At 46.3% G+C, this 20,152-nt stretch carries 17 protein-coding genes; 8 read left to right on the forward strand and 9 right to left on the reverse strand.

The window, feature by feature from the left end:
• Window positions 1-23: 23 nt before the first annotated feature.
• From L3V32_RS17650 to L3V32_RS17660, 3 genes are all read right to left on the reverse strand, one after another.
• Window positions 24-743: a carbonic anhydrase gene (locus L3V32_RS17650; protein ID WP_025521866.1), complete on the reverse strand. Its 720-nt coding sequence runs from the start codon at window positions 741-743 to the stop codon at window positions 24-26.
• A gap of 78 nt (window positions 744-821) precedes the next feature.
• Window positions 822-2,165, reverse strand: coding sequence for an OmpP1/FadL family transporter (locus L3V32_RS17655; protein WP_017819742.1), 1,344 nt, complete (start codon window positions 2,163-2,165; stop codon window positions 822-824).
• Window positions 2,166-2,881: 716 nt separating this feature from the next.
• The gene (locus L3V32_RS17660) at window positions 2,882-4,138 is read right to left on the reverse strand and encodes a type 2 secretion system lipase (protein ID WP_005395362.1); all 1,257 of its coding nucleotides are present in this window, start codon (window positions 4,136-4,138) and stop codon (window positions 2,882-2,884) included.
• A gap of 466 nt (window positions 4,139-4,604) precedes the next feature.
• Here L3V32_RS17660 and L3V32_RS17665 point away from each other — a divergent pair, with 466 nt between their 5' ends.
• Window positions 4,605-6,638 (forward strand): S8 family serine peptidase, encoded by a 2,034-nt coding sequence (locus tag L3V32_RS17665; RefSeq protein WP_046873865.1) that lies wholly within the window; start codon window positions 4,605-4,607, stop codon window positions 6,636-6,638.
• A 9-nt stretch (window positions 6,639-6,647) separates the two neighbouring features.
• Window positions 6,648-6,995 (forward strand): hypothetical protein, encoded by a 348-nt coding sequence (locus L3V32_RS17670; protein ID WP_005395359.1) that lies wholly within the window; start codon window positions 6,648-6,650, stop codon window positions 6,993-6,995.
• A gap of 109 nt (window positions 6,996-7,104) precedes the next feature.
• Here L3V32_RS17670 and L3V32_RS17675 read toward each other — a convergent pair whose 3' ends face one another.
• The 3 genes from L3V32_RS17675 to L3V32_RS17685 all read right to left on the reverse strand — a co-directional run bounded on the left by L3V32_RS17675 (window position 7,105) and on the right by L3V32_RS17685 (window position 9,169).
• The gene (locus L3V32_RS17675; protein ID WP_237284815.1) at window positions 7,105-8,361 is read right to left on the reverse strand and encodes a PTS ascorbate transporter subunit IIC; all 1,257 of its coding nucleotides are present in this window, start codon (window positions 8,359-8,361) and stop codon (window positions 7,105-7,107) included.
• Window positions 8,362-8,370: 9 nt separating this feature from the next.
• A complete protein-coding gene (locus L3V32_RS17680; protein WP_005463968.1) occupies window positions 8,371-8,658 on the reverse strand; it encodes a PTS sugar transporter subunit IIB in 288 nt (95 codons plus the stop codon).
• Between the two features lie 67 nt (window positions 8,659-8,725).
• Window positions 8,726-9,169 (reverse strand): PTS sugar transporter subunit IIA, encoded by a 444-nt coding sequence (locus L3V32_RS17685; protein ID WP_237284816.1) that lies wholly within the window; start codon window positions 9,167-9,169, stop codon window positions 8,726-8,728.
• A 249-nt stretch (window positions 9,170-9,418) separates the two neighbouring features.
• Between L3V32_RS17685 and L3V32_RS17690 the strand changes: the two genes are divergently transcribed.
• Window positions 9,419-10,447 (forward strand): LacI family DNA-binding transcriptional regulator, encoded by a 1,029-nt coding sequence (locus L3V32_RS17690; protein ID WP_237284817.1) that lies wholly within the window; start codon window positions 9,419-9,421, stop codon window positions 10,445-10,447.
• 75 nt (window positions 10,448-10,522) lie between these two features.
• On the opposite strand, the gene phnX is transcribed toward L3V32_RS17690, so the two are convergent.
• The 3 genes from phnX to phnW all read right to left on the reverse strand — a co-directional run bounded on the left by phnX (window position 10,523) and on the right by phnW (window position 13,937).
• Window positions 10,523-11,338 (reverse strand): phosphonoacetaldehyde hydrolase, encoded by an 816-nt coding sequence (gene phnX, locus L3V32_RS17695; protein ID WP_237284818.1) that lies wholly within the window; start codon window positions 11,336-11,338, stop codon window positions 10,523-10,525.
• Window positions 11,339-11,427: 89 nt separating this feature from the next.
• A complete protein-coding gene (locus L3V32_RS17700; protein WP_237284819.1) occupies window positions 11,428-12,807 on the reverse strand; it encodes an aspartate aminotransferase family protein in 1,380 nt (459 codons plus the stop codon).
• Window positions 12,808-12,833: 26 nt separating this feature from the next.
• Window positions 12,834-13,937, reverse strand: a complete 1,104-nt coding sequence (gene phnW, locus L3V32_RS17705; protein WP_182034448.1) for a 2-aminoethylphosphonate--pyruvate transaminase — start codon at window positions 13,935-13,937, stop codon at window positions 12,834-12,836.
• 266 nt (window positions 13,938-14,203) lie between these two features.
• Between phnW and L3V32_RS17710 the strand changes: the two genes are divergently transcribed.
• The 5 genes from L3V32_RS17710 to L3V32_RS17730 all read left to right on the forward strand — a co-directional run bounded on the left by L3V32_RS17710 (window position 14,204) and on the right by L3V32_RS17730 (window position 20,129).
• Complete coding sequence (locus tag L3V32_RS17710; protein WP_029830462.1) at window positions 14,204-15,214, forward strand: putative 2-aminoethylphosphonate ABC transporter substrate-binding protein; 1,011 nt, start codon at window positions 14,204-14,206, stop codon at window positions 15,212-15,214.
• Window positions 15,215-15,538: 324 nt separating this feature from the next.
• Complete coding sequence (locus tag L3V32_RS17715; RefSeq protein WP_005432488.1) at window positions 15,539-16,645, forward strand: putative 2-aminoethylphosphonate ABC transporter ATP-binding protein; 1,107 nt, start codon at window positions 15,539-15,541, stop codon at window positions 16,643-16,645.
• A gap of 8 nt (window positions 16,646-16,653) precedes the next feature.
• Window positions 16,654-18,378 (forward strand): putative 2-aminoethylphosphonate ABC transporter permease subunit, encoded by a 1,725-nt coding sequence (locus L3V32_RS17720; protein ID WP_193447462.1) that lies wholly within the window; start codon window positions 16,654-16,656, stop codon window positions 18,376-18,378.
• Window positions 18,379-18,387: 9 nt separating this feature from the next.
• Window positions 18,388-19,089, forward strand: a complete 702-nt coding sequence (phnR, locus tag L3V32_RS17725; RefSeq protein WP_053808131.1) for a phosphonate utilization transcriptional regulator PhnR — start codon at window positions 18,388-18,390, stop codon at window positions 19,087-19,089.
• A gap of 131 nt (window positions 19,090-19,220) precedes the next feature.
• Window positions 19,221-20,129: an EamA family transporter gene (locus tag L3V32_RS17730; RefSeq protein WP_237284820.1), complete on the forward strand. Its 909-nt coding sequence runs from the start codon at window positions 19,221-19,223 to the stop codon at window positions 20,127-20,129.
• Window positions 20,130-20,152 lie beyond the last annotated feature (23 nt).

Below are 20,152 nucleotides of genomic sequence, written 5' to 3' on the forward strand. Positions count from 1 at the left end.
ATGCCCCTTATCGAATGTGGCGATTAGTTAGAAAGTACAACGCGCGCATTTAGCGGTTGCAGCGGACGATTGTTTTGTCCCATGACTTCCATCAGTTTCGCGGCTTGATCTTTGGATAAGGTTTGAGTGTCTTTAAGCACAAACCAGCGCACACCTTCTGAACATGGCGGTGTGGTTAAAGAGCCGTTAAATCGATAGTAGTTTGCAGTTTTTGGCAGTAAGTCGTTAATCTCAAACGTATCTTTAAAGAAGGTGGTTTGATTCTCTTGTGGGATTGCGTTGATCAGTTTAGACAGCGCTGCGTTTTGATCACCAGCATCAAACATCACCGAAATTACCGCCAACTCGCCGTCTTCGTTGGCGTGTACAAAGTGCGCTTCAAGTGGATATTGGCGGCCTTTGATTTGGTTTTCTGAAGGTGTGTGGAAATGGAACTGTTGCAGTTCGAACGTCTCGCCATCGATGGTGAAGCTGTTACGTCCGTTCACTTGCGCTTGCAGCGTATGACCATTGTTGGTTAAACCAATGACCTGACCAGTGTACGAAAGGTTCAGTGCTTCCAGTTTTGCATCAGCTGGGTTGTCGATGTTGATTGGGCTTTGGTTTTTCGTGGTTGCGCAGTCTTTGGCGATTTCTCCCCAGTGTTCTGGCCCGTGTTTGTCATTGCCATAGCCCCATTCCGAAGCCTGAGCCGCGCTTAGAGTGAGAAGTGAGAGTGAAAAAGCAAGTAGTGTTTTGTTCATAATAATGTCTCTGTTCGGTCGCTTTGATAAGCGTTGTTACAAGGCAATGACCTAGAGGTTTGATCACTGCCTGACAAATTAGAAACGGTGGCTGAGTTGGGCACCAATTAGGAACGCATTTGAATGGGTCACGCCCGTTACCATCGGTGCAGGAACACCTTCATACGCGTACTCTTCTACGTTGACATCTTCACCAATCAAGTACGTCATGCCGATGTCAACCGTGGTATCTGATGACCATTGGTAAGAGGCACCCGCAGATAACCAGTGACGGTTCGAATCTGGAATAGAAAGCGAAGTCAGCTCATCGACAGGTGTTTTGTCGAACATGTAACCCGTGCGAAGTGTCCAACGTTCATTGGCGTACCAAGTCGCACCGATGGAGTAGTGCGCGGAGTCTTGCCACTGAAAATCTTTTAGCAACTGATCATCAGCTTTCAAGCTGTCAAATGCTGACCAACCAATCCACTGCACAGAATAGTGCAGGGCAAATTTAGGTAAGACGCGGTGATAACCGGAAAACTCCGCAATATCCGGTAGCGGCATAGCAAGCGAGTCGTACGATTCGCCAGCAAAGTGGATGTCGCCCTTGGCATCTATGTTAGGGCTGTGCTTGTAGCTTAAACCTAAGCGATGACGTTCGTTAAACTCGTACATCATGCCAATGTTCGCGCCAAGCCCAATGCCGCCAGCTTCCACATCAAGTGCGTTGCCTTTTACGGATCCACAGCGTTGTTCTAGTTCGTTTCCAAGTATGTTCCCACCAACGCAAACACCCACGTCCATATCGCGGTACAGCTCACCAGAGCCGTAAATCACATCAATACCACCACCGATACTAAAACGATCGTTCACCTTGTATGCCAAGCTTGCGCCAAGGTTGACACTCGCGACGCTGGTGACACCGCCAAAAACAGGTGCGCCATAGTTTGGTTTAAACTCCATGTCGGTTCCGAAGTTGGAGTATGCCGATAAGCCTAGATACCAGTCGTCGTTGATAGGGTGAATAAAGTAAAAATTGGGTACAACGGCTGGTTGACCAACGCCATCGACGTCATCAATGTCGGTCACGGTTTGAGAGAAGGACGGGGTAATGTCAACTTGAGGGGACGGAGGAAAACCGCCCATACCAACATTGACATCCGCATTAATGTTAGCTCGATGATATTGCGCATTTTTAACGGTAACGTCAGGTTTGACGTAAGTGACACCGAACGATAAGGCATTTTGTTTAAACAGCGTCATCGCTGCGGCGTTGCGGCTGACTACAGACGCATTATCACCAATAACAGCATCACCAGCAAAAGCACGACCAAGACCCGTCGCCGAATGTTCGTTAATTTGAAAACCACCGGCATAAGCCGTCGATGAGGCTAAACCGATTAATAAATAAATCGGTGAAAGAGTGAATTGTCGCTGCATGTTTTTTCTCATAAATTAATTAGAAATTGTATTGCAACGAAAAGCAGTAAAATAAACAAATCTGACCAGTATATTTATGAGTAAAACTAACAGTATATTGACAATAAATAAAATTAACTTAATAAATATTTATTGATGAATTTATTAATGGTTCATATCGTGAATGTGGTGATTATTTTGCGTGTAAATTAAACTCAGAGCCTCTATTTTTATTTTTGCGGTATTACTTCTCTATTTTTATTGTGCTGACTGTTCCCTAACAAATAGAGGGAAATCCAGCGATAAAGTGTCCGTGATGGAAACTCTGAGTCATTTGTATTTCCATTGCATCCCAACGTTGGTAGTTCGAATCAGCAAGAGAACTATCGTTTAAACCCACATGACACACTCCTCTCGGTCTTACCTGTGTTATGTGGGTATTTTTTATTAACTTGTCACTTAACTCTTCTTTAAATTCAATAATCAAAAATGACCATGATGAAATTTAAATGGATTGCATGTTGAATAAGTTTAGATTTTACTGGTTTGCTGGTATTTAAAAGTTTTGTTTATAATACTTATAACTTGGAATTTTGTATTTTAATTATTGTTCATCTATATTTAAATATAAAAGTAGACTCATGTATATGAAAACAAAATGACCACGATATTTCGTGGCCATTTTTATCATCAAAGTATTTATGATGATTAAGAGTTTAGCTTATAAGAAATACTTATTAAAAGCGAAACTCTTCTAAGTTATTGCTGCTTTCCAACATTTTTTCAGCAACATAACGATGCGTGGCTGTGGTTGGGTGAGTCACATCCCAGAACACAAACTTATCTGCGCCAGATGCCGCGCACTCTGAGCGTAATGAATGGGTGTACATGTAATCCACAGAAGATGAGCGGTTGATGTCCAGACAAGGATCACTTGCATTCACGAACCCGTGTTCTTCTGGTGCCGAGGTTAACGTCTCAAACAGCGCGTGCGTATCAAACAATGAAATGTTGTAACCTTGAGCTTTATAGTACATCGCTTGTGCTTTGATGAACTCGTTCATTTTCAATACTTTCGCGCGAATCGTTTCAATTTCTTCCTGCGTTGAGTATTTGAACTGTGGTGCTTTGGTTGCGTCTGGCAGTGTCATCAACATGAAGTTCTTCGCGCCCGCGTCTGTTAGACGAATCAGAGCTTCAGCGTAATCCGCTTTTACTTCCGGCACGCTACGGTTGTAGTTCATGAAATCATTTAAACCAAACTCCAACGTAAACAATGTGTTTGCTGGGTTGTAGTTTTTCGCCAGTTTTGTGTAGGTCAAGTAAGAAGAAACTTGTTCGCCGACACCTGTTAGCGCAATGTATTGGTTCTCACCTGCTGCGCCGCCAACTGCCCAGTTATAAAGCGGTAAGTTTTTGGCTTTAGCCACGTATTCCGTCCAAACAAAACCGTTCGAGAAGTGACCTAAGAACCAGCTGTTTGGGTTAGGGAAGCGCCATTGGGAAGCGTTAAAGATGTTGCCTGTATCAGATAAGCTGTCGCCCAAAGCCACTACTTTGTTGATTTGATCTGGTTGCATTGCAGCATCATTGCTCCAGATCGTGTGGTTATAAGAATAGCGATTGTCAGCAGCAAAAAACGTAATGTCTGCGTTCTCGTTCGCCAGATCTAGTGTTTCTTCACAGCGCTGGCGAATCACGTTTTGTGAAGTGTTGGTGTAGAACATGTTTTTAAATGAAACAGAGCTCCACCAATAACCGTCGATAGTGAAGTCACTACCATCTTGGTTTTTTGCCCATTTCCAGTCGGTAGCCGCATCATCCTTAGAGTGGCTCGTACGATACCAGCAGCGAACGTAAGTATAGGTTTGATTTTCTTGCGTGCTGACCACTTCAGACGCAGAAACCATTTCTGGTGATAATGTTGGCTCCTCTGCAACGGCAGAGGCAAGCGGAAGTAATGCAGTTAATAGTGTGATTGTTTTTTTCATCATTCACTCTTCTTGTAATGGTTATGGTTCCGAATACGTGAATACGCTCGGCTATAACAGTATTTAGATGAGAATTTTTCTCACTAAACCTTCTAATTCTGAGTAAATACTCAAGACAGTCAACAACTAAATATTCAATATTTCAGTTTTGGCACCACAGTCAAAAAATCCATTCAGCATAGCAATCGATTAAATGTGTATTATTTAGAATAATTACTCACTAACATTAATTTAACATGCACTTTTTGTTAATTAAGTGATTGCTTTATAAGGTTTTGTTTATGCTTTTTGATGTTAACTAAAAATGTTTATTGAATGATCTTTTGTACAAAGTTGTATATTCATGAAACAAATTGTTTGGCATTTTTGGCCTATAAACTATAGCTGAAGCTCTCATGCGAACATCATGGTGATGACTTTTCATGAGAATATAGTGAATAAAAATTAGCTCAAATAAGGAATAGGGCAAATGCACTACACAACAAGCAAAAAACAAGGCTTATTTTCGTTGTCTGCCGTAGCGATAGCACTGACCACTTCTATGTCAGCGTTTGCGGCTCCACCAATGGGATTTGATGAATCTAAGTTACCGACGAAGTACATCGTCAAATTCAAAGAAGATGCAGTCAGCCGATCTTCAATGGGTGGTAACTCATTTTGGGGACCACGAATCGCGCAGGAGTCTGTTTTACAACAGGTGAAGGCACGTAAGGTGGAAAAATTGGGTAATCGCGCCATTTACAGCGTTGAGTTGGATGGTGATGACTTAGAACCACTTCGTAATCGCAGTGATGTGGAATATGTCGAAGTCGATCCGCCTCGCTATTTGCTCAGCGAAACTACCCCGTGGGGTTATGAAGCGGTTAATGCTCAACAGTTAGACGACTTCAATGCTGGTAATCGCACTGTATGTATTATCGATTCAGGGTACGACATCTCGCACAACGACCTAAGCGGTAACCGTGTTGCAGGTACTAACGATAGTGGTACAGGATCATGGAGCGATCCGGGTAACAATAACGCCCACGGTACTCACGTAGCAGGTACTATCGCAGCGATTGCCAACACCGAAGGTGTGAAGGGTGTGATGCCAAACCAGAATGTGAATTTGCACATCGTGAAAGTATTTAACGAATCAGGTTGGGGTTACTCATCTGGGCTTGTTAAAGCGATCCAAACGTGTGCAGATAATGGTGCCAACGTTGTGAACATGAGTCTTGGTGGTAGTCAATCAAGCCGAACTGAGCAAAATGCACTGCAAAACATTTACGATCAAGGCGTTCTGCTAATCGCCGCAGCTGGTAATGACGGTAACACAGCACACAGCTACCCAGCTTCTTACGATTCAGTTATGTCTGTTGCTGCTGTCGATAACCAAAATGATCATGCGGCGTTCTCGCAATCTACTGATCAAGTTGAGATCTCTGGCCCTGGGGTGGCGATTTTATCAACGGTTACGGTAGGCGAAGGTAAACTTTCTGATATTACCTTGAATGGTGTAAGTCAGTTTGATCGTGGGATTGTTCCTCACAATCGTTTGATTAATAACGGTTCTTCGTATGTGCCAGATCCAATCGCTGGTTCAGTAACAGCAATGCTAGATAGCTGTGATGTATCTGGCGGTAACTTTAACTGTGGTGATATGTCAGGCAAAATCTGTTTGACTGAACGTATTGGCAACCAGTCTTCAGGTAACTACCCAGAAGTGGATGCGGTTCAAGCTTGTTACAATGCAGGTGCACGAGCGGCAATCGTATACAGCAACTCTGAACTACCTGGTTTACAAAACCCATTCTTGGTTGACACAAACAACGCTTATCGTATGGTTTCGGTGACGGTTGACCGTGCATTTGGTCAAGAGCTGTTGGGGTATGTTGGTCAAGAAATTACGGTTTCAACCACCTCTGGTGAAGATTACGAGTACTACAATGGTACATCGATGGCAACACCTCATGTAACTGGCGTAGCAGGCTTGGTGTGGAGTTACCACCCAACGTGTACAGCAGCGCAAGTACGTAATGCCCTAGTTCAAACGGCAACAGACATTGATGTCGCTGGACGAGACAACCGCACAGGTCACGGCCTAGTGAATGCGGAAGCGGCGAAACTGTTCTTGGATGCGGGCTGTAACGGTCCTGACGGTGGCGGTAGCTCTTCGGACTCTAGCTTCTCAAACACCAGCCCTGTTGCGATTCCTGACAACAAATCTTCTGGCGCAATCAGCGCAGTAGATGTCGATCGCTCTGGTGATTCAGGTACAGTAAGTATTGACGTTGATATTAGCCACACTTACATCGGTGACCTACGAGTGACGCTAACTTCACCGACTGGTGGAGAAGTCGTGCTTCACGATAATACTGGCGGCAGCGCTAACGATATCAAAGCCACTTTCCAAGCGGATTTCTCTGGTTTTGAATCACAAGGTTCTTGGGAACTAAAAGCGGTAGACAGTGCCAGAAGAGACACAGGCACAATCAACAGTTGGACTCTGACTTTTCAATAAGGAGTGGCTATGAAGAAGTTGACCTTACTTTCTTTGTCTGCGGTGAGTGCTACCGCACTATTGGCAATCGGACTAAGCTCGGCCAGCTTGGCGAACAATCAAGGATTTCCGCTCGTGGATGAACGTTCTGAACAAGCTGAGCAACAACCTACGCGTTACTTTGTTAAGTATCACAAAGGGAAAGAGAGCGAAGTGAGAGCGCTTCTTCGTCAACATAACCTTAAAGTGGTTGATGCGTTGGTGAAGCAACAGGTACTGGTGGTGAGCGGCGAACAAGCGGACGTCGATAAACTATCTGGTAACGAATCCGTTGAATACACCGAGCAAGAACCAACGAGAAAGTTGTTGTCTCAATAAGATAGCCTCAATATGAAAAACGCCCCTCACGTGAGGGGCGTTTTGTTTGAATGCTTTTCTTAGAGATGAATGCCGACGAGCCTAATTCTGCATTCATAAGAATAAAAGCTTAGCGCACAATCAGGCCAAGTAGGATACCTACAATGCCGAAGTCAGCATCACTGAATGTTGTGTTTGCAAAGCCAAGATCACCCAGTACTGGCATTAGGAAGACAGGTAGGAAAGTAATCAGTAGACCTTGTGCACACGCACCTAGAATTGCGCCGCGACGACCACCTGTTGCGTTACCAAATACACCCGCAGCCGCACCCACAAAGAAGTGTGGAACTACACCAGGGATAATCACAGTAAGACCCATCACGTAAAGTAGGAACATGCCCACTAGACCGGCTGTAAAGCTAGATAGGAAGCCCACCAATACCGCATTTGGTGCGTATGGGAACACAACCGGACAATCCAGTGCAGGTTTTGCGTTTGGAACCAGTTTGTCTGAGATGCCTTTAAATGCAGGAACGATTTCTGCGATAACCATACGTACACCTTGCAGGATAACGTACACACCACCTGCAAATGTGATGGATTGCATTAGCGCAAACATAGACCAATGTTTACCGCCACTGACTTCACGGACAAAATCACCGCCAGCGAACAAACACGTCACCACAAAGATGATGCCCATGGTGAACGAGATCGCCACTGGTGTATCACGTAGGAACAGCAAGCTTTTAGGGACATTCATCTCTTCAGTAGAGTGTTCTTTGTTACCGAACTTGCTGCCAATAAAGCCAGCTAGCACGTAAGAAAGGGTAGAGAAGTGACCAATCGCAACGTCGTCAGAACCTGTAACTTGCTTCATGTACTTGTGAGCGATCGCAGGGAAGAACACCATTACAGAACCCACAACCACAGAGCCAAGCGCGATCAGTGGAACGCCTTTCATGCCGCTAGATGCCAGAATCGCTGCTACCATCATCGACATAAATAGTGTGTGGTGACCGGTTAGGAAGATGAATTTCCATGGCGTGAAGCGAGCGATCAAGATGTTCACTAACATACCGAAGAACATGATCATCGCCATCTCTTTACCAAACGCTTCTTGCGCGATAGAGACGATAGCTTCGTTGTTTGGAACTACGCCTGTGATGCCAAATGCGTGTTGGAAAATGGTCGCAAAGTCACCCAGAGAAGTCACAACTAGACCTGCACCCGCGCCAAGCACGATGAAACCAAGAATGGTTTTTACCGTGCCTTTAATGCACTCGGTGACCGGTTTTTTCTGGGCAATTAAGCCGATTAGAGCGATGAGACCGACCAGAACCGCTGGCTCTGATAGGACATCGTTCATTAAGAAACTGAAGAATTCCATAACGCCACCTTATAGAGCGCCAAGCTCTTGAAGTGCCACAGATAAACGCTCTTTCATTGCGACTTTGTCGACCATGTTATCAAGCGCTACGATACGTTGCTCAACGCCAAGTGCTTCCAACTGTTCTGCAATGTCTTTTGTGCCGATGAAAATGTCGCAACTTGTGCCTTTTGCTGAGCCAAGATCGATGTGATCCACAGCGGCATCGACGTTCAATTCTTTTACGATGCTTTTGATGCTCATTTCCATCATTAGGCTAGTACCAAGACCGTGACCGCAAACAACCATAATTTTCATAATTCAGACCTTTTCTTTTTTATAGGGGGTATACCCATTTGTGAATGGGGTATGTCAGGAGTAAAACTTAGTATTTGTCGATGATCGCAAGAACATCTTCTTTGCTTTGAGCGTTGCAGATGGCCTCTACATGCAATTCATTCATAAACAATTCCGCCAGTTTCGAAATCGCATCAACGTGGCTATTACTGTCCGTTGCCGCTAGCGTGACCAGCATTTTTACTGGGTCATTTTCTTCAGAGTTAAAATTGACGCCGTTTTGGATCACCGTGATCGCCAGTGATAAACGGTTAACGCCATCTTCAGGGCGAGCGTGTGGCATCGCCATGCCCGGACCTACCACGTAGTAAGGGCCAAGCTCTTCGTGCGAGCGGTAAATTGCTTCAACGTAACTTGGTTCTATCGCGCCATTTTCAATCAAAGCTTCACAAGATTTGCTGATCGCATCTTTCCAGTCGGTTGCGTCAGAATGGATGCGAATGACATCAGAGGTAATCAGTTCACATAGCATTGGAATGTTTCCGATTTGTTGTTTTGTTGCTGCGTACTTTATCGATCAATTTGCCAGAAAAACCTGAGAGTGATCACAAATGGTAGCGCTATCTGATAGCGCTACCATTAATTGTGATAGCGCTATCATTTTTATTAGGCATCGAAGTTTCATGTGCTGGTGTTCGAGTTCTAATGCGCTAATATCAAAACCATTAAAGCGCTGTGATAAGATGTCGCAGCTGAAATTAGAGAACATTAAATAAAAACAATGAGCGAACCTCGCAAACGAAGAAGTACCGGCAATGTCACTTTGGCTGATGTCGCCAAACAAGCAGGCGTAGGCACGATGACGGTGTCGCGAGCATTACGAACGCCAGAGCTGGTATCCGATAAGCTGAGAGAAAAAATTCAACAAGTGGTTGATGAGCTCGGCTATATCCCGAACAAAGCCGCAGGGGCACTCGCATCTGCAGAAAGTTATTCCATCGCTCTAATCATTCCGTCACTGTTTGAAAAGGCATGCGCGCATTTCTTACCAAGCTTCCAACAGGCGTTAAACAAAGCGGGTTATCAATTATTATTGGGTTACAGCGACTACTCGATTGAGCAAGAAGAAAAGTTGCTTTCGACCTTTTTAGAGAGCCGTCCTGCGGGCGTCGTACTGTTTGGAAGTGAGCATAGTCAGCGAACGCATCAACTGTTAGAGGCGTCAAATACGCCAGTGTTAGAGATTGCCGAACTGAGCTCAAAGGCCAGTTATCTCAACATTGGCGTGGATCACTTCGAAGTGGGTAAGGCCTGTACCAGACACCTGATTGAACAAGGTTTTAAGAACGTTGGTTTTATTGGGGCGCGCGGGAATCACTCAACGTTGCAACGCCAGTTACACGGTTGGCAAAGTGCGATGATTGAAAACTATCTCACCCCAGATCATTTTCTAACGACTCATGAAGCGCCATCTTCACAATTGGGTGCGGAAGGATTGGCGAAGTTATTGCTGCGCGATTCAAGCTTGAATGCTTTAGTGTGTAGCCATGAGGAGATAGCAATTGGTGCGCTCTTTGAGTGCCATCGCCGCGTGCTCAAAGTCCCGACCGACATTGCCATTATTTGTCTTGAAGGCTCTTCTATGGGGGAGCACGCTTACCCAAGTTTGACATCGGCAGAATTTGATTACGAGCGCATGGGCACCAAGGCGGCAGAAAAACTGTTGCATGCCATCAAAGGTGAGTCAGAAGAACGGCCGACCAGTATGGGCTTTAAGCTAAAGCGTCGAGCAAGTACCGCGATTAACTGACACCTCCGCTTTCCATAAATACAAAAGCCTCTCAAGATGGAGAGGCTTTTTACATTCTGAATTCGCGAGCGAAAACTACGGACGTTCGCCCGCGGCTAGGCGTTGTTCGATATCTACGATCACCTCTGGCAGATCGGAGATGGTGTCGATTAAGTAGTGAGGTGCACTCTTGATAAACTTCGCGCGTGCTTTTTCACGAGCTTTCTCTAAGGTTGCTTCGTCTGCGGCTTGGTATTCTTCAAATGTCAGACCCGCTTCGTTACCAGAAAGCAGCAGACCCACCGTCCACATGCCCGCATTGTGACCTTCAAAGATGCCTGGTGCTGAATCGTCCACTTTGACGCATGCTTTAACGTCGGTTACACCAAGCTCAATCACGTTTTTCAGTGCCATAAATGGTGCTGGGCGACCACCTTGGGGCAGATCGTCTGTCGCGACAACGTAATCTGGTTGGTAGCCGTAGTCCGCTGCAACTGGAATCAATACGTCCATCACCTCACGCGGGTAACCAGAACAAGAACCGATCTTGATGCCTTTGTCTTTCAGACCGTTCACAACTTCAATCGCATTGAGGATTGGTTCTGCGTGGTCAGCCACTTTTGCTTTTTGCAAAGGCATAAAGGCTGCGTAGATAGCGTCGATGTCTTCGCTGGTCATTGAGCGACCAAACTTCTCATTCCAACGCTTATCAACCGCAGGGATGCGACCCACAGCTTGGATGTGGTCCCACTTACCAAGCCCCATTGGTTCACGCGCTTCTTCAAGGTTGATATCGAAATCAAAACCTTGTTTGAACGCTTCCACAAAAATGCTGGTTGGCGCGAAAGAGCCGAAATCGACGATAGTGCCAGCCCAGTCAAAGATCACTGCTTGAATAGGTGAGTTGCTCATGTTCAATCCTTTTTCTTGCTTGCCAGGGCGCTTGCCTACACGTTGAACCGCGCTCTGGGTAAATTGGTTTTTGTTGAGGTCTATTGACCCTAAAAGTAGTTAAAGTCTTTACACACGTTGGCGATCGCTTCTTCGAAGATCGCCAACGCTTCTGTCAGTTGTTCGCGAGTGATGATCAGCGTTGGGCTGAGTTGAATCACATTGCCTTGCGATACCTTGAAGCTCACGCCATTGTTGAGGCATTGGTACAACACAGCTTCCGCTTCGTCATACGCGCGTGCTTTGCTTTCGTGGTCAGTGACCAACTCAATGCCCCATAACATGCCGATGCCACGCACATCACCAATCACTGGGTACTTAGCTTTCATCTCTAGCAGCTTTTCACGCATGAACTGGCTGTCGGCTTTGGCTTTATCTAGCAAGCCGTCTTGCTCAATGGCTTCCATGGTTGCCAGTGCTGCAGCACAACCGATAGGACTTTTCTCATGAGTGTAGTGACCCATGGAGATTTGCTCGGCGGTGTTGTATTTGTCTTTGGTTACCATGGCTGCGATAGGCACTAAGCCTCCGCCCAAACCTTTACCGATGCAGAGCATATCTGGCTCGATGTCGTAGGCTTGGTAGGTGAACCATTCACCGCTGCGACCCATACCATTAGGGATGTCGTCGATGATCAGCATGACATTGTGTTTGTCACAGATTTCACGGATGCGTTTCCAGTAGGCTTTGCTCGGCACTTGTACGTCGGTATTGCGAACCGCTTCTGCGATAAACGCGCCCACTCCACCTTCTTTCTCGATCACGTATTCAAGGTAATCGGCGTAATGCACATCACTGCCGTCCGCGACTGGGAAAGCGCCACGATAAGACACCGCTGGTGGAATGCGCTCAACACCTGCCATTAATGGTCCCATGCCTTGGCGGAAACACGCTTCGCCACCCACTGAAATGGCATCTAGCGATGCGCCGTGGAAGGAATCCCACAGAGACACCACCTTGTAGTTGCCCGTGATGTGGCGCGCTAGTTTAAGTGCCATGCCAACCGCAGATGTGCCACCCGGAGCAAACAACACACGGTTCAATTCGCCGCCACAGATTTGGGTGAGTTTTTCGGCACATTCAATCGCGGTCTCGTTGGTAAAACGACGTGGTGAAAACGGCAGTTTGGCAATTTGCTCTTGCACACGTTTAATCACATGCGGATGACCGTAGCCCAGCTGATGGACGTTGTTGCCATGGAAGTCCATGTACTTTTTGCCTGTAGCATCTTGGATGTAGATGCCTTCCGCTGCTTCCAAGGTATCTAAGCAAGGCGTCGACATGGCTTGATGAAGAAAGACCTCCGAATCGCGCTTCAATAATGCTTGCGTGCGTTCGTCGTCCATCGATGCATTCCAAGCTTGGCGCGCCGGTGTCGTGTTGACATCGCCTTCACTACGAAAATGGGTCGGTTTGATATTCTGAGTCATAGCGCTCTCTCAATCAGAAGGCTGCTTTAAGCAACTTGCCAGTACATCGCTTTTTCAATCGCACCGATTAAGCGCTCGATATCTGCTGGGTAAACTTCACCAATGTTGCCGATACGGAAGCAATCTGCATTCGATACCTTACCCGGATAAATCACAAAACCTTGCTCTTTCAAACGTGTGTAGAACGCTTTGAATTGGTAATCACTGTGCGTCGGAGAGTAGAAAGAAGTGATGATTGGCGAGTGAAGATCATCACTTAGTAGTGGCTCGAAACCTAGAGAACGCATACCTGCAACCAGTGTTTTCTGGTTAGTTTGGTAACGGTTATGACGAGCCTCAATGCCGCCTTCTTGTTCTAGCTCTAGCAATGCTTGGTAGAAAGCGCGCACCGTGTGCGTAGGAGACGTGAAACGCCATTTGCCGTGATTCACTTCCATGCAGTGCCATTGGTCGTAAAGATCAAGGCTCAAAGAACGTGCCTGACCTTTGCACTTTTCGAGCTCAGTTTGTTTTGCAATCACAAAGCCAAAGCCCGGTACGCCTTGAATACATTTGTTTGCAGAGCTGATCATAAAATCGATGCCTAGCTCAGCGATATCGATAGGAATGCCACCAAAGCTCGACATGGCATCCAGAATCACAACTTTGCCGTGCGCTTTTGCTGCAGAAGCAAATTCTTCAATTGGGTTAAGCATGCCAGTGGTTGTCTCACAGTGAACAATCGCCACGTGTGTGATTGTAGGATCCGATGCCAATGCAGTTTCCACCTCGTTCAAGTGTGGCTGTGATGTTTCGCCTGGGGAAACTACATGGCATGGAATATTTAGATAATCAGCGATCTGAGCGATACGCGCACCGTAAGCACCGTTGTCGACAACCAACAATTTTCCATCTTTGCCAATGGCGCTGCCAATCGTCGCTTCTACTGATGCGGTGCCGCTACCTTGCATTAGTACGCTGGTGTAGCCGTCTTGTTGAGTTGCCAGTTTTACAAGCTTAGTGCGGATCACTTCTACAATGTCTTTGTTGTATTCATCATCCCAAGTACACCAGTCTTTAAGCATGGCTTCACGTACCGTTTCAGAAGTAGATAGAGGACCTGGAGTCAGTAGTAGGTATTCGTTTTTCATCTCGATTTCCATCAGAATAGGCTAATTGGTCTACACCAAATTTCGAGTTCACTCTAACGAGGAAGAAAAGGGCAGTAAATAGGCGAATCTCCAATTTCATAAAACTTTAATATCCAGAAAATAGCGGATCAATTGAACGATTATTCAGCGCGAATTTTCGTAAAACTGCCATTTAATGGTCATAATTTCGTCACAAAGGCTCAGTAGGGTGGTTATCGTCAACTGGTACAGACCAAATTAAAACTTAGCCAAATTAACTGGAGAAAATGATGAAAAACCGTTTGATGAAAGGATCGCTGGCTGCACTTGTTTCTCTGCTAGCTACGAATGCAATGGCAGCACAGGAAGTCACGGTTTACACCGCTTTCGAAACTGACATTCTTGCTAAATACAAGTCTGCGTTTGAGAAAGATAACCCAGATATCAAGATTAAGTGGGTTCGCGATTCAACCGGTATCATGACGGCGAAATTGCTGGCAGAAAAGAACAACCCTCAAGCGGAAGTGGTTTGGGGTCTGGCTGGCTCGTCAATGGCACTGCTTAAAGATGAAGGTCTTCTTAAGCCTTACACACCAAAAGGTTTGGAAGAGCTGCATGCGAACCTAAACGACCCTCAATCAAACCAAGCTTGGTTTGGTAACGATGCGTTCTTTAACGCAGTTTGTTTCAACGAAGCGGTAGCGAAACAGCTTAATCTGCCTAAACCAACGTCTTGGGAAGACCTAACAAAGCCGGTTTACAAAGGTCACATAGCAATGCCTAACCCAGCGTCTTCAGGCACTGGCTACATGCAAGTTTCTGCTTGGCTACAAAACATGGGTGAAGATCAGGCATGGAACTACATGCGTGACTTAGACAAGAACATTGCACACTACACGCACTCTGGTTCTAAGCCATGTGTTCAAGCGGGTATGGGTGAAGTGGCTATCGGTATTTCGATGGCGAGCCGCGGCGCGAAGCTGAAAACACAAGGTGCACCACTGGCGGTTATCACGCCAAAAGGCATCGGCTGGGAATCAGAAGCGGTTGGTCTAGTAAAAGAATCGGATGCAGCGAAGCGTGTTGTCGACTGGTCAATCTCTAAAGCAGCAAACGAGCTTTACGTAGAAATGTACCCAGTGGTTGCACATAAAGACGTGAAAGCGACCGTGTCTAACTTCCCGAACGTTCAAGAGAACATGGCGAAGATGGACTTCGCGCAAATGGGCAGCAAGCGTGCAGAGATTCTAGCAGCATGGTCTGAGAAGTTCGATGCGAAATCAGAGCCAAAATCTTAATTGAATTTGCTTTGAGTTGAATGCTGAAATCCACCTCGGTTGAGGTGGATTTTTTGTTTTCTCTGTTATTTCAAAGTTTGCTGCAAGTAGATTCCTAGTCTCACCTAGGTTCGCTGGAATGACGGACTTAAGAAAGTTGGGAGCTTCTATCCGCACTCACAACGTCATTCTCGAGAGCGACGAAGGAGTGAGTCGGGAATCTCTAATTACCACTTGAACAAACCTCCCGCCCTTCATCTATTTGTCATCTTCTGGCTATAAATTTGTCATTGGAACGTAACACTCCAAAACTAAAGTTGGTATATACCATTTGGAGCGTGTGTTATGTCAACTAACCAACATTACCTAAATATTGAAAATGTAGTGAAGCAATTCGGACAGTTCACTGCATTAAAGAAAATCTCGCTAGCGATTGAAAAGGGCGAGTTCGTTTGTTTTCTTGGCCCTTCTGGCTGCGGTAAAACCACTCTGCTACGTGCCATTGCAGGTTTAGACTTGCCAACGTCTGGTGCGATTTTTCAAAACGGTCAAGAGACCACATTCCTACCACCAGAGAAGCGCGATTTCGGCATCGTATTCCAATCTTACGCGCTGTTTCCGAACCTAACTGTGCAAGAGAACATTGCGGTGGGTTTGAAGAACCAAGGCATGTCGACTAAAGAAGCGTTAGAGAAGGTGGACTACTGGTTAGAAACCATTGGTCTTCCAACCTCTGGCGAGAAATTCCCGAACCAACTTTCTGGTGGTCAGCAGCAACGTGTTGCTTTGGCTCGTGCATTGGCGTTATCTCCGGGTCTACTGCTACTGGATGAGCCGCTGTCAGCGCTGGATGCAAAAGTGCGTGTTCACTTGCGTGACGAGATTTGTAAGTTGCAACGCAAACTCGGCATCACCACCATCATGGTTACGCACGATCAGGATGAAGCGTTGTCGATGGCGGATCGTATTGTGGTGATGAACCATGGCGTGATTGAGCAAGTCGGCACACCTCAAGAGATCTACCAGCAACCAGCTACGCGCTTTGTCGCTGAGTTTGTCGGCAGCATGAACTTTATTGAAACCTCAGTCGCAACGGATTCCCAAGTACGCATTGCAGAAACCTTAATGCCAGCGCCAAGCTTGACCAATCGTAAGATCCAACGTGGTGACCGCTTCGACCTTGCGGTGCGTCCTGAAAGCATCAAGTTTGTTGAAAACTATACCAACTCTTTACCAGTGCGAGTTACCGCAACCGAGTTTCTGGGGGCGTTTTTCCGCATTGATTGTGTATTGCAAAACGACAGCTCAACGAAAACCATCGTAGTGGATGTGCCCGTGGAAACGGTTCAAAAACTCAATATCAAAGCGGGCGATGTACGTTACATCCAGTTTGCTGAAGAAGGGCTGCATGGTTACGCCGTGCCCTCGGTTGATAAAGCGCTAGCGGCGTAGGTGTAAACATGGATGCGAAGACAATGACGATGAATAGCCTGACCACACAAGACAAAGCAAAATCCCTACTCGGACGTGTTAGCCGCGACAACCTTGTGTTGTTTGGTTTGCTCGCTGGCTTGTCGACCATGATGGTGCTGTTCATCTTAATGCCGCTTTGGGCAATGTTGACCAAGAGTGTGCAAAATGCCAATGGCGAATTTGTCGGATTGGCAAACTTTGCGACGTACTTTTCTTCTTCAAGCTTGTGGGTGTCGGTGGGCAACACCTTCACTTTGGGCGTGATTGTGACCTCGGTAGTGGGTGTGCTTGCGTTTGGTTATGCCTACGCGCTGACTCGTTCCTGTATGCCGTTTAAAGGTTTGTTTCAAATCCTAGGTACTGCGCCGATTCTCGCGCCTTCGTTGTTACCAGCGATCAGTTTGATCTTCCTTTTCGGTAATCAAGGCATTGCCAAAGAGATGCTGTTAGGAAACTCGGTGTACGGCGTGATTGGTATCTCGATGGGTTTGATTTTCTGGACCTTCCCTCATGCATTGATGATTTTGACCACTTCGCTGCGCACTTCTGATGCCCGTTTGTATGAAGCAGCCCGCGCGCTGAAAACTTCACCCATCAAAACCTTCTTTATGGTGACGTTACCTGCGGCGAAATATGGTTTGATCAGTACGCTTATCGTCGTCTTTACACTGGTTATCACGGACTTTGGTGTGCCGAAAGTGATTGGTGGCAGCTACAACGTTCTGGCAACTGACATCTTCAAGCAAGTGGTGGGACAGCAAAACTTTGCTATGGGGGCGGTAACCAGCATTATGCTTTTATTTCCTGCGGTAATGGCATTTGGTGCAGACCGCTGGGTACAGAAAAAACAAAAGAGCTTATTCGACACGCGTTCAGTGCCTTATCAGCCAGAACCTAACAAAGCGCGCGACAGCATTTGTTTGGTTTACTGCAGTATCATTTCTATCGCAGTGTTGGCTGTGCTTGGCATGGCAGTGTATGGCTCGTTAGTTACGTTCTGGCCTTGGAACAAAGCGCTGACGCTAAATAACTACAACTTTGCCGAAATGAGCACTTACGGTTGGAGCCCATTCTTCAACTCGCTAACGCTGGCAGGTTGGACAGCGGTTATTGGTACAGCCATCATCTTTGTCGGTGCTTACTGCATTGAGAAAGGGCGTGCGTTTGGTCCAATTCGTCAGGTGATGCAAATGCTCAGTGTGGTGCCAATGGCAGTTCCGGGTATGGTGCTTGGCTTGGGTTACATCTTTTACTTCAATGATGCGAACAATCCTTTGAACGTGCTTTATGGCACCATGGCATTCTTGGTGATTAACACGGTAGTGCATTACTACACCGTGGGTCACATGACAGCCCTGACAGCGCTAAAGCAGTTGCCATCGGAGATTGAAGCCACAGCAGCATCAGTGAAGCTTCCTCAATACAAGTTGTTCTTTAAAGTGACATTACCTGTGTGTTTACCTGCGATTTTGGACATTGCGACTTACTTGTTTGTTAATGCATTGACCACCACTTCTGCGGTAGTATTCCTTTACTCAACCGATACGATTCCGGCTTCGGTCTCGATTCTGAATATGGACGATGCAGGTCAAACTGGCGCTGCAGCGGCAATGGCGGTGATGATCATGATTGCTGCCGCAATTGCGAAGATTGTTCAGATGACTTTGGGTAAATTGTTAGAGAATCGCACACAAGCTTGGCGCAAAAGATAAGGACACTTCGTGCAATACGTAAAAATTAAAGATTCGATTGTTGAACAGATTGAAGCGGGCATGCTATCGCCGCGTCAAAAACTGCCAGCAGAGCGTAAGTTGGCGGAGTCGTTCGATACTACACGCGTCACTCTGCGTGAAGCTTTATCATTGCTAGAAGCGGAAGGTCGAATCTATCGCGAAGATCGCCGAGGTTGGTTTATCTCACCTGAGCCATTGCGTTACGACCCAACCCAAACGTTGAACTTCCCAAACATGGCAAAAGCGCAAAATCGCGTGCCAAAAACAGAAGTGATAGCCGCAAAAGGCACCTTGGCTAATAAATTGGCCGCTCGTTTGTTGGACCTTCAGCCGTTTTCAGACGTATTTCGTGTCGACCGCGTTCGTTACCTAGAAGAGCGTCCGGTGGTTTATGTCACGAACTACATTCGACCAGACATATTTCCCAACTTATTGTCTTATGATTTATCAAACTCGTTAACCGACATTTATCGTGAACACTATGGTGTGACGTATCAAAAAATTCGTTACCGCATTTCGACTAGTACTTTGTTGGGTGAGGTGGCACAGGCATTGCGCGCGACTTCTGGTACGCCTGCAATGGTGGTTGAACGTATCAACTACAACCAACATGGTGAGTTGATTGACTGTGACATCGAATACTGGCGTCATGATGCCATCAGCATCGAGTCTGTCGCAGAGCTGAATTAATCTCTGTTTGCTGGTCATCTGTCTAGTTGGCGGCGAGCAGTTTATATCTCAAATTCAAAGGCTCCATATTGGGGCCTTTGTTGTACCCAAGCACCATGAGGGTATCTAAATATCATAAACAGGAAAACGGAATGGATCTCTTGGCAATAGCACTCGTTGTATTGTCTGCGGTTATGCATGCTGGCTGGAATATTCTTGGTAAAAGCAACGCTGGTTCAGGGCTCGCGTTTACGATGGCGGCAAGTTTATCTGCTTGCCTTCTGCTCACGCCCTACCTTATTTGGTATCTCTTTAACATTGGCTGGGCGACGTTGCCCAGCGTGTTTTGGGGAATGCTGTTTATCAGTGGTTTATCTCAAATCGTCTATTTGGTTGGTTTGATCGTGGCCTACAAGCACGCCGATGTGGGAGTGATTTATCCGATTGCGAGAGCACTTCCTGTAATGATGGTGGGCGCACTCACCGTCGCCTTAGGTTATGAGTTGAATGCTCAGCAGTGGTTGGGTTTCCTGCTTATTACTTTAGGTTGTATCCTAGTTCCAGTGACCAGTTTTCGTCAAATTACTCTTGGGGAGTACCTGAATGTTGGTGTGTTTTGGGCCTTGATTGCGGCGTTTGGCACGACGGGTTACTCCGTTGTGGACAAGCAAGCACTGAATCTGCTAACTCAACAAACATCGACCATTCTTAACGACCACTATAGCGCGATTTTTTATCTAGGCGTGCAGTTTTGGGTTATGGGAGTACCGGTTTTATTGTGGTGTATTGTTTCGGGGAGTCAGCAAGAACTACAAACCGCTTGGATGATTCGCAAAAGTGCGAGCATGGCTGGCATCATGATGGCATCCACCTACGGCTTGGTGCTGTTTGCGATGACTATGACTGATAACGTCAGCCTTGTTGTGGCTTTGCGACAAATCAGCATTGTATTTGGTTTATTAATGGGCGTGTGGTTGTTGGCTGAAAAATGGTATTTCACGCGAGGCGTCGGGGTGCTGTTGATCCTGAGCGGAATCATTATGTCATTGAGCTCTGCTTGAGGTATAAGGCACCGATGTCGATT

Source organism: Vibrio sp. J2-4 (assembly GCF_021728155.1).
Classification (GTDB): domain Bacteria; phylum Pseudomonadota; class Gammaproteobacteria; order Enterobacterales; family Vibrionaceae; genus Vibrio; species Vibrio diabolicus.